The following is a 14,496-nucleotide window of genomic DNA, read 5'->3' on the forward strand; positions in this document are numbered from 1 at the left end:
CCGCTCCAGCGGTTGATGCCGACAGTGTTGTGGAGGCCCCTCATGCAGGCATGGCGAGTGCACCGGAACGGCGAGCCGGGCGAGGTGATGCGGCTGGAGGAGACGGACCGGCCCACGCCCGGCGACGGGCAGGTGCTCGTCGAGGTCCGCGCGGCGAACGTCAACTTCCCCGACGCCCTGCTCTGCCGGGGCCAGTACCAGGTGCGGCCGCCGCTGCCGTTCACCCCGGGCGTCGAGGTGTGCGGCACCACCGAGGACGGGCGGAGGGTCCTCGCCACCCCCGCCCTGCCCCACGGCGGCTTCGCCGACTACGTGGTCGCGGACGAGGCGGCCCTGCTGCCCGCCCCCGAATCGCTGGAGGACGCCGAGGCGGCCGCCCTGCACATCGGCTACCAGACCGGCTGGTTCGGCCTGCACCGCCGCGCCCGCCTCCAGCCCGGTGAGACCCTCCTCGTCCACGCGGCGGCCGGGGGTGTCGGCAGCGCCGCCGTCCAGCTCGGCAGGGCGGCGGGCGCGAAGGTCATCGGCGTCGTCGGCGGCCCGGAGAAGGCGGCGGTCGCCCGCGAGCTCGGCTGCGATCTGGTCATCGACCGGCGCTCCGACGACATCGTCGCCGCAGTGAAGGAGGCCACCGGCGGGCGCGGCGCGGACGTCGTCTACGACCCGGTCGGCGGCGACGCGTACGCCAAGTCCGCCAAGTGCGTCGCCTTCGAGGGGCGCATCCTCGTCGTCGGCTTCGCCAGCGGCGTCATCCCCACCCCGGGCCTCAACCACGCCCTGGTGAAGAACTACTCCGTCGTCGGACTGCACTGGGGCCTGTACAACACCAAGGACCCGGCCGCCGTCCGCGCCTGCCACGACGAACTGACCAAGCTCGCCGAGCAGGGGATCGTCAAACCCCTGGTCAGTGAGCGCGTCGCGATGGCCCGAGCGGCCGACGCCGTCCAGCGCGTCGCCGACGGCACCAGCACCGGCCGCATCGTCGTCCTGCCCGGAGGCGCCCGATGAGCCCCGCGGTCGACGCCGCCGAGGTCCGCCGCCGCACCCGCGAGCTGCTCGCCGCCCACCCGCCCGCCACCACCGACCGCACCGACTTCCTGAGGGCCCGCTTCGACGCCGGCCTGGCCTGGGTCCACTACCCGGCGGGCCTCGGCGGACTCGACGCCCCCCGCTCCCTCCAGCAGGTCGCCGACGCCGAACTCGCCGCCGCCGACGCGCCGGACAACGACCCGCGCCGCATCGGCATCGGCCTCGGCATGGCGGCCCCCACCATCCTCGGCTTCGGCACCGACGAACAGAAGCGGCGCTTCCTGCGCCCGCTGTGGGTGGGGGAGGAGGTCTGGTGCCAGCTGTTCAGCGAACCCGGCGCCGGATCCGACCTCGCGGCCCTGGCAACCCGGGCCGCCAGGGACGAGACCGGCGACTGGATCGTCGACGGGCAGAAGGTCTGGACGTCCAGCGCCCACCTGGCCCACTGGGCGATCCTCATCGCCCGCACCGATCCGGACCTGCCCAAGCACCGGGGCATCAGCTACTTCATCTGCGACATGACCGACCCCGGCGTCGAGGTCCGGCCGTTGCGCCAGATCACCGGCGAGGCCGAGTTCAACGAGGTGTTCCTCACCGGCGTACGCATCCCCGACAGCCACCGACTCGGCCCCGTCGGCGAGGGCTGGAAGGTCGCCCAGACGACCCTGATGAACGAGCGTGTCTCCATCGGCGGCTCGCGCATCCCCCGCGAGGGCGGCATGATCGGCCCGGTCGCGAGGACCTGGCGCGAGCGCCCCGAGCTGCGCACCCCCGACACCCACCAGCGCCTGCTGACCCTATGGGTGGAGGCCGAGGTCGCCCGGCTCACCGGCGAGCGGCTGCGCCAGCAGCTCGTCGCCGGACAGCCGGGCCCCGAGGGGTCGGGCATGAAGCTCGCCTTCGCCCGGCTCAACCAGGAGATCAGCGGCCTGGAAGTCGAACTGCTCGCTGACGAAGGCCTGTTGTACGGCGACTGGACCATGAGCCGCCCGGAGCTGGTCGACTTCACCGGCCGGGACGCCGGTTACCGCTATCTGCGCTCCAAAGGCAACTCCATCGAGGGCGGCGCCAGCGAGGTCCTGCTGAACATCGTGGCCGAGCGTGTCCTCGGCCTGCCCTCCGAACCCCGCAACGACAAGGACGTCGCCTGGAAGGACCTGAGCCGATGACCGCGCCCGCCCAGCAGCCCCCCGCCACCCCCGACCTGCTCTACTCAAGGGACGAGGAGGACCTGCGGGCCGCCGTGCGCGCCCTCCTCGCCGACCGGGCCGACGCGCCGACGGTGATCGCGGCGACCGAGGCCGACACGCCGTACGACCAGCGGCTGTGGTCCTCGCTCGCCACCGGCATCGGCGCGGCCGGACTCCTCGTGCCGGAGAAGCTCGGCGGCCAGGGCGCGTCCCACCGCGAGGCCGCCGTGGTCCTGGAGGAGCTCGGCCGGGCCGTGGCCCCCGCCCCGTATCTGACCAGCTCCGTCGTGGCCACCGAGACTTTGCTCGCGCTGGGCGCCGAGGACGGTCCGGCCGCCGCGCTCCTGGGCGAGCTGGCCTCCGGCGCCCGTACGGCCGTGCTCGCCGTGCCCTTCGCGACCTCGCCCGCCGGGGTGGACGCGCCGCTCGCCTCACTGGACGGGACGGTACGCGGCGTCGCCGACGCGGCGGTGGCCGATGTGCTGCTGGTGCCGACCGCCGAGGGCCTGTACGCCGTCGGGGCGGCCGACCCGGGCGTCGCCGTACAGCCGCTCGTCCCGCTCGACCTGACCCGGCCGCTGGCCGCCGTCACTCTGTCCGGGGCCGTCGGGACCCTGCTGGCGAACGCGGACGCGAGCGCCACCGCCGTACGGCGCGGACTGCTCGCCGGGGCCGGACTGCTCGCCTCCGAACAGCTCGGCCTCGCGGAGTGGTGTCTGACCGAGACGGTCCGGTACACCCGGGAGCGCCACCAGTTCAACCGGCCCGTGGGCTCGTTCCAGTCGCTCAAGCACCGGATGGCGCAGCTCTGGCTGGAGGTCGTCTCGGCCCGCGCCGCCGCCCGCAACGCCGCCGACGCCCTCGCCACCGGCAGCCCCGACGCCCCGCTCGCGGTCGCGGTGGCCCAGGCGTACTGCTCCGGCGTCGCGGTCCACGCCGCCGAGGAGTGCGTACAACTGCACGGCGGGATCGGCATGACCTGGGAACATCCCGCGCACCTCTACCTGAAGCGCGCCAAGGCCGACTCGATCGCGTACGGCACGGCGGGCCGTCACCGTCGGACCGTCGCGGAGCTGGCGGAACTTCCGGCTCCGTAGGGGCGCCCTCGGACGCATCGGCCCTGGTGCACCCGTCTCGTCTGTCGAGGCGGGCTGTACCAGGGCCTTTTACGTGCTGTTTAATTGCACACTGTTCGCAATAACAGCCGATCTTGAACAGGGATGTGGGGACTATGACGGCCCGATCGATACGGGTGGCGGTCGCCGCCACGATGGCGACCGCACTGTCCCTGACCGCAGCCGCCTGCTCGAACCCGGACAGCGCCAAGAGCGGTTCCGGATCGGGGTCCACCTCGGCCGTCGTCGGCATCGCCTACGAGCCCGACAGCCTGAGCCCGCTGCTCGGCTACGGCAAGGACGGCAACTCCAAGATCTTCGACGGACTGCTCGCCCTGGACGCGGACATGAAGCTCCGTCCCGCCCTCGCCGCCGAGCTCCCCGAGGTCAGCGCCGACGGCCTGACGTACACGTACAAGCTGCGCCGGGGCGTGAAGTTCAGCGACGGGAAGCCGTTCGGGGCCAAGGACGTCGTCTTCACCTACCGCACCATCCTCGACGAGAAGACCAACAACGCCTCCCGCACCGAGCTGGACGCCGTCAAGGACGTCACGGCGAAGGACGAGGACACGGTCGTCTTCACGCTGAAGTACCCCTACGCGCCGTTCGCCCAGCGCACCGTCCTGCCCATCGCCCCCCAGCACATCGCGGGCGAGCAGGACGTCAACACCGGGGCCTTCACCACCCGCCCCATCGGCACCGGGCCCTACGTCCTCACCAAGTGGTCCAAGGGCGAGAAGCTCAGCTTCACCGCCAACCCCCACTACTGGGGCGGCGAACCCGAGGTGAAGAAGTTCACCATGGCGATCATCAAGGACGACGACGTGCGCGCCACCCGGCTGCGCTCCGGCGACCTCGACGGCGCGATCCTGCCGCCCAACCTCGCCAAGGGCTTCGCGGACGACAAGAGCAAGAAGACGGTCGCCGCCACCACCTACGACTACCGCACGGTGACCCTCCCGACCCACAACAAGGTCGCCGGCGACACCGCCGTGCGCCGCGCCCTCGACGTCGCCGTCGACCGCGAGACCATGGTCGACGCCATCCTCAACGGCGACGGCAAGCCCGCCTACGGGCCCGTCCCCACCGACAGCGAGTGGTTCACCAAGGGCACCGAGCGCCCCCACGACCTCACCGCCGCGAAGAAGATCCTTGACGAGGCCGGATGGAAGCCCGGCAAGGACGGCGTCCGGGTCAAGGACGGCGTCCGCGCCGCCTTCCCGCTCTGGTACCTCACCGGCGACAAGCTCCGCCAGGAGCACGCCCTCGCCTACGCCTCCGACGCCAAGAAGGCCGGCATCGCCATCACCGCCGAGGCCGGCACCTGGGAGGTCATCGAGCCCCGGATGAAGCACGACGCCGTGCTCGCGGGCGGCGGCTCGCCCGCCGACCCCGACTTCGACCAGTACACCCTGCTGAAGTCCTCCCTCGCGGGCGACGGCTTCAACAACATGGCCTGGTACGACAACAAGGCCGTCGACGCCGCGATCGAGGCCGGCCGCAGGAGCGGCGACAAGGCCGAGCGCAAGAAGGCCTACGACACCGTCCAGCGCGAGCTGGTGAAGAACCCGGGCTACACCTTCCTCACCCATATCGACCACCTCTACGTCGTCGACGACCGCTTCGGCCCCCTCACCACCCAGGTCGAGCCGCACGACCACGGGCTGGCCTCCGGCCCCTGGTGGAACGTGGAGAAGTGGTCCACCGAGGGCTCCGGAGGCTCGAAGAAGTGAGCCGACGCCTCCCCTGGGTGCCGATGGCGCGGATGGCGGGACGGCGGGCCCTGTTCGCCGTCCCCGTCCTCGGCGTCGTCACCTTCGGCGTCTTCGCCGTCGCCGCCGCGTCCCCCTTCGACCCGGTCAAGGCCTACGCGGGCACCGCCGGACTCACCGCGTCGCAGGAGAACCTCGACCAGCTGCGGGCCAACCTCGGCGTCGACCAGCCGCTCGTCGCCCGCTGGTGGGACTGGCTGACCTCGGCGCTCCAGGGCGACTTCGGGGACTCCAGCGTGATGCGCCAGCCGGTCGCTGACGTCATCGCCGAGCGCATGGGCTGGTCCGTCCTGCTCGCCGCCACCGCCTTCCTCGTCGCGATCCTGCTCGGCACCGGCCTCGGCGTCCTCGCCGCCCGTAGACCCGGCGGCTGGCTCGACCGGTGCGTCAGCTCCGCCGCGTACACCCTGGAGGCCGCCCCCGCGTTCTGGCTCGGGCTGCTCGCCATCTGGTTCTTCGCCCTCAAGCTGGACGTCCTCCCGGCCGGCGGACTCACCGACGCCGCCAGCGACGTCGTCACCTTCGGCCAGGTCGCCTCCCACCTGGTGCTGCCCGCCGCCGTCCTCGGCGTCTCCCAGCTGCCGTGGTTCTTCCTGTACGTACGCCAAGGGGTCGCCGACGCCCTGGCCGAGGACCCGGTGCGCGGCGCCCGCGCCCGGGGGCTGAGCGAGCGCACCGTGCTCCTCGGCCACGCCCTGCGCTCCGGGATGCTGCCGATGCTCACCCTGATCGGCTCCCGCGTCCCCGAACTCATCACCGGCGCGCTGCTCGTGGAGACGGTGTTCAGCTGGCCCGGCATCGCCGCCGCCACGGTGGAGGCCGCCACCTCGGTGGACTTCTCCCTGCTCGCCGCGCTCACGGTGCTCGCCACCGCCGCCGTACTGCTCGGCAACCTGCTCTCCGACCTCCTCTACGGACTCGCCGACCCCCGGGTGGCCTTCGATGGCTGAGACCGCGCTCGCCCTTCCCGGCCGCACCACCCGCCGCGTCCGGATCGTCACCTCGGCCACGATCGTCGTCGCCGTCCTGCTCGCCGTCCTCGTCGTCCCGCCGCTGGCCCAGCTCGACCAGCAGGCCGTCGACCTGGCCAACAAGCTCGACCCGCCGTCCTGGGCCCACCCGTTCGGCACCGACGACGTCGGCCGCGACCTCCTGCTCCGCTGCGTCTACGGACTGCGCGTATCGCTGCTCGTCGGCCTGGTCGCCGCCCTCACCGCCACGGTCATCGGCACCGCGATCGGCGCGCTCGCCGGGGCGTTCGGCGGCTGGACGGACCGGATCGTGATGCGGGTCGTCGACGCCCTGTCCTCCGTGCCGCACCTGCTGCTCGGCATCTTCATCGTCGCGATGTTCCGGCCCGGCGTCTGGCCGGTGATCATCTCGGTTGCCCTGACGCACTGGCTGTCCACCGCCCGGATCGTCCGCTCGGAGGTGCTCTCGCTGCGCTCGCGCCCCTTCATCGACGCGGCCGTCTCCGGCGGCGCCTCCCGCACCCGGGTCATCGTGCGGCACCTGCTGCCGGGCGTGCTCCCGCAGGCCGGCCTGGCGGCGGTCCTGATGGTGCCGCACGCGATGTGGCACGAGTCGGCGCTGTCCTTCCTCGGGCTGGGGCTCCCGGCCCATCAGGCGAGCCTCGGCAATCTCGTCCAGTCCGCGCGCGGTTCGCTGCTCGCGGGGGACTGGTGGCCCACCCTCTTCCCCGGCCTCTTCCTGATCATCCCGACCCTCGCGCTCGCCGGCCTCGCCGGAGCCTGGCGCGACCGGATCAACCCGCGCCGGAAATCGGAGCTGATGCTGTGACCCGCGCCCCTGAATCCGCCGAGCCCCCCGTCCTCGCGGTCGAGAACCTCTCCGTCCGCTTCCGGATGCGCGGCGGCCGGGACATCGCGGCCGTCACCGACGCCCGCTTCTCCGTCGCGCCGGGGGAGTGCCTGGCCCTGGTCGGCGAGAGCGGCTGCGGCAAGTCCGTCCTGGCCTCCGCCCTGCTGGGCCTGCTGCCCGCCAACGCGGCGACCACCGGCAGCGCGGTGCTCGGCGGGGACACGGACCTGCTGACCGCCGACGAGCGCACCCTCGCCCGCACCGTACGGGGACGGCGCATCGGCCTCGTACCGCAGAGTCCCGCCGCCCACCTCACCCCCGTGCGCACGGTCCGGGCCCAGCTGGAGGAGAGCCTGCGCGAGCTGACCGGGGTGCGGGGGAGCGAGCTGCCGAAGGCCGCCGTGGCGGCGGCCGACCGCGCCTCGTTCCCCGAAGGCCACCTCGACCGCTACCCGCACGAGCTCTCCGGCGGCCTCGCCCAGCGCGCCGCGACCGCCCTCGCCCTGGTCGGCGACGCCCCGCTGCTGCTCGCCGACGAACCGACCACCGGACTCGACCGGGACCTCGTCGAACGGACCGTCGACGAACTGCGCCGCCACACCGACGAGGGCAGGGCGCTGCTGATCATCACCCACGACCTGGCCGCCGCGATGCGGATCGCGGACCGGGTCGCCGTGATGTACGCGGGCCGGATCGTCGAGATCGCGGACGCGGCCCCCTTCTTCGGCGCACCGGGCCCCCGCCACCCGTACGCCAAGGGCCTGCTGAACGCCCTGCCCGAGCGGGACTTCGCCCCGATCCCCGGGATGCCGCCGGAGCTGGGGGCGCTGCCCGACGGCTGCGCCTTCGCCACCCGTTGCGCGTACGCGGACGCCCGCTGCACCGGCGAACGCCCGGCCTTCGCGTCGGACCTGGCCTGCCACCACGCACTGCCCGGCCGGACGCACCCTCTCAAGGAGGCCGCCGATGCTTGAGCTGACCCGGATCACCGCCGGATACGACCGCCGTGACCCCGTCGTCCGCGATGTCTCCCTGCACGTCGCGGCGGGCGAGGCGGTCGGACTGCTGGGCCCCAGCGGCTGCGGCAAGTCCACCCTGGCCAAGGTCGCCGCCCTCCTGCACCGCCCGGACGCCGGAACGATGACCCTCGACGGCACGGTCGTACGCGGCTGGCGGCACCGGGCCCCGCGCGAGCAGCGCACGGCCGTCGGCGTCGTCTTCCAGCAGCCCAGGCTCTCCGCCGACCCCCGGCTCAGCCTGCGCGAACTGATCGCGCAGCCGCTGCGGTCCACCGGGCGCCGCCGGGACGTCCCCGAGCGGGTGGCGGAACTGGCCCCGCTGGTCGGTCTCTCCGAGGAGCTGCTGGAGCGCCGCCCGCACGCGGTGAGCGACGGCCAGCTCCAGCGGGCCTGCCTGGCACGGGCCCTGGTGCTGGAGCCCCGGCTGCTGATCTGCGACGAGATGACCGCGATGCTCGACGCCTCCACGACGGCCGCCCTGGTCGCCGTGGTCGAGCGCTACCGCTCCGAGTCCGGGGCGGCCCTGCTGGCGGTCGGCCACGACCGGGTGCTGCTGGAGCGCTGGTGCGACCGTACGGTCCGCTGGGGCGAGCGGACCGCCGAGAAGGCCCCGGCCGGGTGACGGTTCCCGGGCGGCCCCTTCTCGGTGCTCGGCCGGTTCACGCCTTGCCGAAGGCGATCAGGGTGCCCTCGGCGGAGGGGACGAAGAGGCGGGCCCCGGAGGTGGCGATGCCGGGAACGACGAAGCCGCGTACGTCGTCCTCGGCGAGGATGATCGACTGGGGGTGGGGTTCGGGGTAACGGCGGTAGGTCCAGGTCACCTTGCCGGTCTTCTGGTCGAGCACGACGAGGCGTCCGTCGGCGTCCTCGACGTACACGTAGCCGCCGGCCACCAGGCGCACGGTGGCGGCCTCGACCGAGCTCGTGTAGGTCCAGGCCGCCTTGTACGTGCGGGTGTCCAGCGCGCGGACCTTGCCGAGGTGCGCGACGTACACGCGGTCCGGGCCGAAGACCGGAGTCGCGTCGGCAGGCAGTTTCCGCACGGCCTTGCCGGTCTTCTGGTCGTAGGCGGTGACGGTCACGTCGTCGCTGTCGTAGCTGCGCGTCCAGGCCGCGCCCGCGCCCAGCGCGACCGGATTGCCGTAGGCGCCCCAGACGCCCGGCACATGGAAGCTGTGCAGCTCGGCACCGGTCTTCAGATCGAGGTGGTGCCAGCCGAGGCTGTCGAAACCGATCCACACGCCCGAGGCGTCGACGACGGTCGGGGCCCACGAGTACTCGGAGAGCGGGGCCTCCCACACCCGGGCTCCGGTGTCGGCCCGCAGCGCCAGGGCCGTGCCGCGGCCGTCCTGCAGATAGACCAGACCGTCGTACCAGACGGGCGGGTACTGCATGGAAGCGGAGGCGAGCTGCAGGGACCACTTCTGGCGGCCGGTGGCCGGGTCCCACGCGGCGATCGTGCCGCGCGCCGTCTGTGTGTAGAGCAGGCCGCCCCCGTACGCCACCCCGGCCTGGGGCTCGTTCTGTTCCAGCCGGACGGCCGGCCAGAGATCCTTGCCGGTGGCGGCCTGGAGCCCGACGAGCATCATGCGCGGGCCGCCCTCGGTGCCGTCGTCGGCGTTGACGACCGCGAACACTTTGTCGCCGACCGCTACCGGCGCCGACACGACGGTGCCGAAGTCGCGGGTCCACAGCTTCTTGTACGGCGGGGCGGCGGTGGCTCCCGTGACGAGGCCGTCCGCCCGGCCGTTGGCGCGGTAGCCGAGCGTCGCGTCCTTCAGCTCGGCCGCGGTGGCAGCCTGTCCCAGGGCCTGCCGCGCCGCCGGAGCGGCTGTCTGCCTTTCGTCCGGAGCCGCCGCCTGTGGCGAACCGGTGAAGGTCAGCAGGGTGGCCGAGGCGACGCAGAAGATGCCAAATCTTCTACGTGACAGGCACGTTGCGAGCTTCAACGAGTTCCTCCTGGTGAGAGGTCACCCGGGGCGGATGACAACGCCCGTCTACCCGCACCGAAACTTCACATGCGTGCGAGGAGTGTGCCGACGTCGCTCCGTACGCGCCGCCGGTTCGCGGTCGGCGTCGCGCGGTCGTGCTCGTCAGAGCTGGTGGCGGACTCCGGCCTCCTGCTGGGCCTCGGTGAGCTGCTCGCGCAGGTTGCCCTCGATGGACTCACGGGCCTTTCCACGGCGGAAGAGGGGGAGCACGGTGCGCTGCTTGCCGTCCTCCACGAGCAGGGCGAGTCCGCCGTAGAGGGCGAAGACGCCGATGCCGAGACCGGTCCAGCCCGCCGCGGTCTGGAGGATGCTTCCCAGACCCGCCTCGTAGAGGCCGGTGAGGGCGAAACGCACCGCGGTAAGGGTGAGGAGAACGGCGAACAGGGGCTTGGACTGCACGGCCGCCCCGGCGAGTGCGAGCACGAAGGGGACGAGCGCGAGGAGGAAGACGGCCTGTGCCACCACCGGCTTGCCGGGCGGGGAGTCCAGGGACGTCACGCTCGTTCCGGCCCAGGCGGCGCCGAGCAACAGCAGCGCCGTGCCGGCCCCGGCGTCGCGAGCCAGGAAGGCGAAGACTCCGCCGACGAGTTGGAGCGGCACGACGAAGATGAGGACGAGGAGGAGAAGGATGCTGCTCTGCGCGGCCGGTACCCAGCCGAGTTGGAGGGAGGACAGAACCGTGCTGCCCATGCCGAGGGCGAAGAAGCCCAGCGGCAGCGGGCTGGCGATCGGGCGCAGCACGATCCGTGTCACGGCGTCGGTCGTCAGCGGCTCTGAAGGGCGGTTCGGGCTGGATTCCTGGGTCACCGCGCAAGCGTACGAGTTCCGGACCGGTCCGCGGACACCGGTGGCGGTCGCGGTCGATCGGGGAGGGAGCAGCCGCCGCGGGGATGTCGCAGTCGGTGGCGAGCCGCCGGGTCGCGGCGCTGGAGGAGCGCTTCGGCGAGCGGTTGTTCGAGCGCACATCCCGGCGGGCGGTGCTCACCCCCTTCGGGCGCGACATGCTGCCCGCCGCCAGACAGCTCGTCCAGGCCGCCGGCGTCCTGCTGGACGAGGCCGAAGCCGTCAAGCACAAGCCCGGCCCGGCCCGCCGCGTCTGGATCCAGCCGGAGGACGACGTGCCCCACATCCGCGACCCGCTGACACGGCTGCGGGACGCGGTGGGACTGCGGCCCGCGCAGGTTCTCGCCGCACCCGACCTGACGGCCGCCGCTGCCGAAGTCCTCTGCTCCGGGGACCTGTTGCTGTGCTCCCGAGCCCAGGCGGCGGAACTCGCCCTGGCCTGGCATCCCATCGGCGAGCTGACGCTGCGGCGGGGCTACGCTCTCACGGTCGTGGCGGACGGCAATCCCCTGCCCATGGAAGTGCGCCTGGGCGAGGCCATAGCCCGCTGCCTGGGCGTGGATGACCCGGCCGCTACCGGGGGAGGGAAGCCGGCATGAACACCGAGACGCTGTTGCGGGCCGTGCGCGCCCGGCTGCACGATGGCGGCCTGCGCGCGTGCCTGCTGGTGCGGGACCTGGACACGGGGGAGGAGCTGGGCATCGAGCCGGACACGCAGCTGCCGTCGGCCTCCCTGGTCAAGGTCCCGCTCGCGCTCGCCACGCTCGAACGCATCCGGCGCGGTGAGCTGGACGGCGCGACCCCGCTGGACGTGGTGCCCGGTCGCGTCAGCACGCCGGGCCCTACCGGCCTCAGCCGATTCCGGCACCCCGCCCGGGTCGCGATCGACGACCTGCTCTACCTCAGTACCTGCCTGAGCGACGGGACGGCAGCCGACGCGCTGTTCGCCCTCACCCCGCCCGCCCAGGTCGCCGACATCCTCCGGGAAGCCGGCCTGTGCGGTATCACGGTCCGGCACCGCACGGAGGAGCTGTTCGACACGCCCGTCGAGCGTTTCGACGCCGACCAGGTGCACCTTGCCCACGCGCTGGCCATCGACGCGGGCACCAGCGGCCGCGGCCACCGGGTGCCGCAGCTCGACACGACCCGCGCCAACACCGGCAGCGCACGCGCCTTCGTCGACCTCCTCCACGCCGTGTGGACCCCGTCGAAGATCCACCCGGAGGTGGCCGAGCGGCTGCGCGAACTCCTGGCGCACAACGTGCTGCGCCATCGGCTGACCCCGGACTTCAGCTCCGACGCGAGCAGCTGGTCCTCCAAGACGGGCACCCTGCTGAACCTGCGACACGAGATCGGTGTCGTGGAGCACGTCGACGGACAGACTTTCGCCATCGCCGTACTGACGGAGTCGTCGGTCCCGACGGGCGTGCAGCCGGGCGTCGACGCCCTGATGGCCGAGGCCGCCCGGCGGCTGCGCGACCATCTTCGGCAGTTCTAGGCGTCCCCTGCCGGCAACCCCAGGATTCTCCCGCGGGTCGTGGCCGACCGGCCACGCGCCCCCGAGGTGGCCGAGGCGTGAAACATCGCCGAACAACTGTCAGGTACCTGACGGAAATCGCCGCCGCGACTCCATACTCGACGCGACCGTCCACCCCGCCCGTACGCCGCTCAGGGAGTCCCCATGGCCCACCCCACCCGTCGCCGCGCGCTCACGGTCGCCCTCGCCACCGCCGCCGTGGCCGTCGCCGCCCCCACCGCGACAGCGGTCGCCGCACCCGCCCGCCCGCGCGGTCCGCGCCCGTTACGCCAGGCCCACGCGCACAACGACTACCTGCACCCCCGGCCGTTGCACGACGCGCTCGCCCACGGGTTCACCAGCGTCGAGGCAGACGTCTTCCTCGTCGGCGGCGACCTGCTCGTGGCCCATGAGCCCGCCATGCTCGACCCCACCCGCACCCTCGCCTCGCTCTACCTGGACCCGCTCGCCGCCCTGGTCCGTGCGGGGCACGGCAGCGTCCACCCGCACCACCGCGCCCCGTTGCAGCTCCTCATCGACATCAAGGCCGACGGCGTCGCCGCCTACCGCGAACTGGACCGGCAACTGCGCCGCCACCACCGGATCCTCACCCGCTACAGCCACGGCCGCGTCCACCCCGGCGCGGTCACCCCGGTCATCTCCGGCGACCGCGCCGCCCGCGTCCCCATGGAGGCGCAGCGCACCCGGTACGCGTTCTACGACGGCCGCCTCGACGACCTCGGCACCGCGGCCCCCGCCTCGTTCGCCCCGCTCGTCAGTGCCAACTGGACCCAGAGCTTCGGCTGGCTGGGCGCCGGCCCCTTCCCCCGGGCCGAGCGCGACCGGCTCCGCACCCTCGTCGCCACCGCCCACCGGGAAGGCCGCCACATCCGCTTCTGGGCCACGCCCGACCTGCCCGGACCCGAACGCGAGGCCGTCTGGTCCGAACTGCTCGCCGCCGGGGTCGACCACCTCAACACCGACGACCTGGCCGGACTCGAACGATTCCTCCGCGCTCGGGGGAACGGCGCCCCGACCCCGTAACGCCTCCCGGCCCGGAAGTACCCGTTCGGCCGACACGCCAGTGCGCCGAACAGCCCCTCCGCTGCGCCACACTGGCGGCCGAATGCCGCAAATCCGGCGCGGCGGAGGAGGTTGGCCATGGCCGTTTCGATCTCGGTGGTCCTGCTCATGCTGATCCTGGCAGTGATCTTCCTGCGCAACGGCGGACTAAAGGTCTCCCATGCTCTGGTCTGTGTCCTGCTGGGGTTCTTCCTGGCCGGTACGAGCATGGCGCCGACCATCCACGACGGCGTCGGAGCCACCGCGGACCTGGTCAGCGGCCTCCACCCCTGACCCGGCCCCACTGCCGCACCCGGCCTCGACGCGGACCCCCGCACGGGCCCGGGTCGGCGGCCGGTCCACGCCCCGCCCGGACATCCCGCACAATGGGCAGATGTCTTTTCCGCCCTCCGGTCGGCACTCGGGCGCCGCCCACCACGAGTACTGCAACACCGGCCTGTGCTGCCGGTGCCAGATGCGGACCTGGACGACGAAGGCGGGCAACGAGCGGCTCTGCGGGCCGTGCGCGGCCTGCTGCCACGAGTGCGGCCGGGCACCCGCGCCCTATCTGGACGGGCTCGACGGCGGGCTGTGCGCCGAGTGCCGCGGACTGTGCGGCCGCTGCCACGCCCCCAAGCGCCCCGACGGGTCCTGCGCCTGCGACCGCTGGCGGGAGAACGCCCGGAGCAACCCGCCCGGCTACGTCCTCCAGGCCCTGCCGCCCCAGCTCCTCCAGGCGCTCGGCGGCCGGCTGCCCAGCACCGTGCACGACCTCATCCACCAGGAACTCGCCGTCCGCAGCTCCGGCCTCCTGCGCGAGCGCATCGAACGGCGCTGGAACCTGCGCTGGGCCCACGCGCTGGGTGAGAAGGACGAGGACGGCCGCCGCCGGTGGAGCGCCCAGGACATCGCCGAACAGCTCCTGCGGCCCGGACCGTGCACCGACCCGCAGTGCGAGGACGGCTACCTCCTCACCACCGACACCCCGTGCACCCGCTGCAGGCAGCCGCTGCACCGCTTCGTCACCTCGGTCGCCGACCACACGGCGACCCCGGAGCACGCACGTTCCACGGCGGCCGGAATCCGCCGGGCGATGCTGGAGAACCGCTCGCGCCCGAAGCGCCCGCCGCGCTGAGCG

Annotated in this window: 15 protein-coding genes; 13 read left to right on the plus strand and 2 right to left on the minus strand. The window is 73.1% G+C overall.

All coding sequences use genetic code 11. The features are described 5' to 3' along the window. Nucleotides 1-42: 42 nt before the first annotated feature. The 8 genes from ACIQRW_RS31070 (at nt 43) to ACIQRW_RS31105 (ending at nt 8,568) form a co-directional block, all read left to right on the plus strand. Entirely contained in the window at nt 43-1,008 is a 966-nt protein-coding gene (locus tag ACIQRW_RS31070) for an NADPH:quinone oxidoreductase family protein (RefSeq protein ID WP_403766530.1), read from the plus strand. Further along, nucleotides 1,005-2,198, plus strand: coding sequence for an acyl-CoA dehydrogenase family protein (locus tag ACIQRW_RS31075; protein WP_403766533.1), 1,194 nt, complete (start codon nt 1,005-1,007; stop codon nt 2,196-2,198). Before ACIQRW_RS31070 ends, ACIQRW_RS31075 begins: the two co-directional genes overlap by 4 nt. Further along, a complete protein-coding gene (locus ACIQRW_RS31080) occupies nt 2,195-3,316 on the plus strand; it encodes an acyl-CoA dehydrogenase family protein (RefSeq protein ID WP_403766536.1) in 1,122 nt (373 codons plus the stop codon). Before ACIQRW_RS31075 ends, ACIQRW_RS31080 begins: the two co-directional genes overlap by 4 nt. 134 nt (nt 3,317-3,450) lie before the next feature. Next, complete coding sequence (locus ACIQRW_RS31085; protein WP_403766539.1) at nt 3,451-5,067, plus strand: ABC transporter substrate-binding protein; 1,617 nt, start codon at nt 3,451-3,453, stop codon at nt 5,065-5,067. A 23-nt stretch (nt 5,068-5,090) separates the two neighbouring features. Next, nucleotides 5,091-6,056 carry an ABC transporter permease gene (locus ACIQRW_RS31090; RefSeq protein WP_364878512.1) on the plus strand — a complete coding sequence of 322 codons (966 nt, stop codon included), beginning with the start codon at nt 5,091-5,093 and terminating at the stop codon, nt 6,054-6,056. Then, a complete protein-coding gene (locus ACIQRW_RS31095; protein WP_403766542.1) occupies nt 6,049-6,906 on the plus strand; it encodes an ABC transporter permease in 858 nt (285 codons plus the stop codon). The genes ACIQRW_RS31090 and ACIQRW_RS31095 overlap by 8 nt, the downstream gene beginning before the upstream one ends. A 65-nt stretch (nt 6,907-6,971) precedes the next feature. Continuing rightward, the gene (locus ACIQRW_RS31100; protein WP_403766741.1) at nt 6,972-7,901 is read left to right on the plus strand and encodes an ABC transporter ATP-binding protein; all 930 of its coding nucleotides are present in this window, start codon (nt 6,972-6,974) and stop codon (nt 7,899-7,901) included. Next, entirely contained in the window at nt 7,894-8,568 is a 675-nt protein-coding gene (locus ACIQRW_RS31105; RefSeq protein ID WP_403766544.1) for an ABC transporter ATP-binding protein, read from the plus strand. Before ACIQRW_RS31100 ends, ACIQRW_RS31105 begins: the two co-directional genes overlap by 8 nt. Nucleotides 8,569-8,605: 37 nt before the next feature. Here the strand turns inward: ACIQRW_RS31105 and ACIQRW_RS31110 are convergent, their stop codons facing one another. Both ACIQRW_RS31110 and ACIQRW_RS31115 read right to left on the minus strand, forming a co-directional pair. Further along, nucleotides 8,606-9,895, minus strand: a complete 1,290-nt coding sequence (locus ACIQRW_RS31110; RefSeq protein ID WP_403766547.1) for a PQQ-binding-like beta-propeller repeat protein — start codon at nt 9,893-9,895, stop codon at nt 8,606-8,608. A gap of 144 nt (nt 9,896-10,039) precedes the next feature. Further along, nucleotides 10,040-10,744, minus strand: coding sequence for a GPR1/FUN34/YaaH family transporter (locus tag ACIQRW_RS31115; protein WP_403766549.1), 705 nt, complete (start codon nt 10,742-10,744; stop codon nt 10,040-10,042). A 56-nt stretch (nt 10,745-10,800) separates the two neighbouring features. Here ACIQRW_RS31115 and ACIQRW_RS31120 point away from each other — a divergent pair, with 56 nt between their 5' ends. From ACIQRW_RS31120 to ACIQRW_RS31140, 5 genes are all read left to right on the plus strand, one after another. Beyond that, the gene (locus ACIQRW_RS31120; RefSeq protein ID WP_403766744.1) at nt 10,801-11,379 is read left to right on the plus strand and encodes a LysR family transcriptional regulator; all 579 of its coding nucleotides are present in this window, start codon (nt 10,801-10,803) and stop codon (nt 11,377-11,379) included. Further along, nucleotides 11,376-12,278: a serine hydrolase gene (locus ACIQRW_RS31125; RefSeq protein WP_403766552.1), complete on the plus strand. Its 903-nt coding sequence runs from the start codon at nt 11,376-11,378 to the stop codon at nt 12,276-12,278. The genes ACIQRW_RS31120 and ACIQRW_RS31125 overlap by 4 nt, the downstream gene beginning before the upstream one ends. A 183-nt stretch (nt 12,279-12,461) precedes the next feature. Then, complete coding sequence (locus ACIQRW_RS31130) at nt 12,462-13,340, plus strand: phosphatidylinositol-specific phospholipase C/glycerophosphodiester phosphodiesterase family protein (protein ID WP_403766555.1); 879 nt, start codon at nt 12,462-12,464, stop codon at nt 13,338-13,340. 117 nt (nt 13,341-13,457) lie between these two features. Next, a complete protein-coding gene (locus tag ACIQRW_RS31135) occupies nt 13,458-13,652 on the plus strand; it encodes a hypothetical protein (protein ID WP_018955839.1) in 195 nt (64 codons plus the stop codon). Between the two features lie 100 nt (nt 13,653-13,752). Then, nucleotides 13,753-14,493 (plus strand): hypothetical protein, encoded by a 741-nt coding sequence (locus ACIQRW_RS31140; RefSeq protein ID WP_403766558.1) that lies wholly within the window; start codon nt 13,753-13,755, stop codon nt 14,491-14,493. Nucleotides 14,494-14,496 lie beyond the last annotated feature (3 nt).

It is taken from the genome of Streptomyces sp. NPDC091287 (assembly GCF_044768525.1).
Classification (GTDB): Bacteria; Actinomycetota; Actinomycetes; order Streptomycetales; family Streptomycetaceae; genus Streptomyces.

Excerpts from the sequence above, each read along its gene's own strand:
- ACIQRW_RS31070 (WP_403766530.1), top strand. The coding sequence starts at position 43 with ATGCAGGCATGGCGAGTGCACCGGAACGGCGAGCCGGGCGAGGTGATG.
- ACIQRW_RS31075 (WP_403766533.1), top strand. The coding sequence starts at position 1,005 with ATGAGCCCCGCGGTCGACGCCGCCGAGGTCCGCCGCCGCACCCGCGAG.
- ACIQRW_RS31080 (WP_403766536.1), top strand. The coding sequence starts at position 2,195 with ATGACCGCGCCCGCCCAGCAGCCCCCCGCCACCCCCGACCTGCTCTAC.
- ACIQRW_RS31085 (WP_403766539.1), top strand. The coding sequence starts at position 3,451 with ATGACGGCCCGATCGATACGGGTGGCGGTCGCCGCCACGATGGCGACC.
- ACIQRW_RS31090 (WP_364878512.1), top strand. The coding sequence starts at position 5,091 with ATGGCGCGGATGGCGGGACGGCGGGCCCTGTTCGCCGTCCCCGTCCTC.
- ACIQRW_RS31095 (WP_403766542.1), top strand. The coding sequence starts at position 6,049 with ATGGCTGAGACCGCGCTCGCCCTTCCCGGCCGCACCACCCGCCGCGTC.
- ACIQRW_RS31100 (WP_403766741.1), top strand. The coding sequence starts at position 6,972 with ATGCGCGGCGGCCGGGACATCGCGGCCGTCACCGACGCCCGCTTCTCC.
- ACIQRW_RS31105 (WP_403766544.1), top strand. The coding sequence starts at position 7,894 with ATGCTTGAGCTGACCCGGATCACCGCCGGATACGACCGCCGTGACCCC.
- ACIQRW_RS31125 (WP_403766552.1), top strand. The coding sequence starts at position 11,376 with ATGAACACCGAGACGCTGTTGCGGGCCGTGCGCGCCCGGCTGCACGAT.
- ACIQRW_RS31130 (WP_403766555.1), top strand. The coding sequence starts at position 12,462 with ATGGCCCACCCCACCCGTCGCCGCGCGCTCACGGTCGCCCTCGCCACC.
- ACIQRW_RS31135 (WP_018955839.1), top strand. The coding sequence starts at position 13,458 with ATGGCCGTTTCGATCTCGGTGGTCCTGCTCATGCTGATCCTGGCAGTG.
- ACIQRW_RS31140 (WP_403766558.1), top strand. The coding sequence starts at position 13,753 with ATGTCTTTTCCGCCCTCCGGTCGGCACTCGGGCGCCGCCCACCACGAG.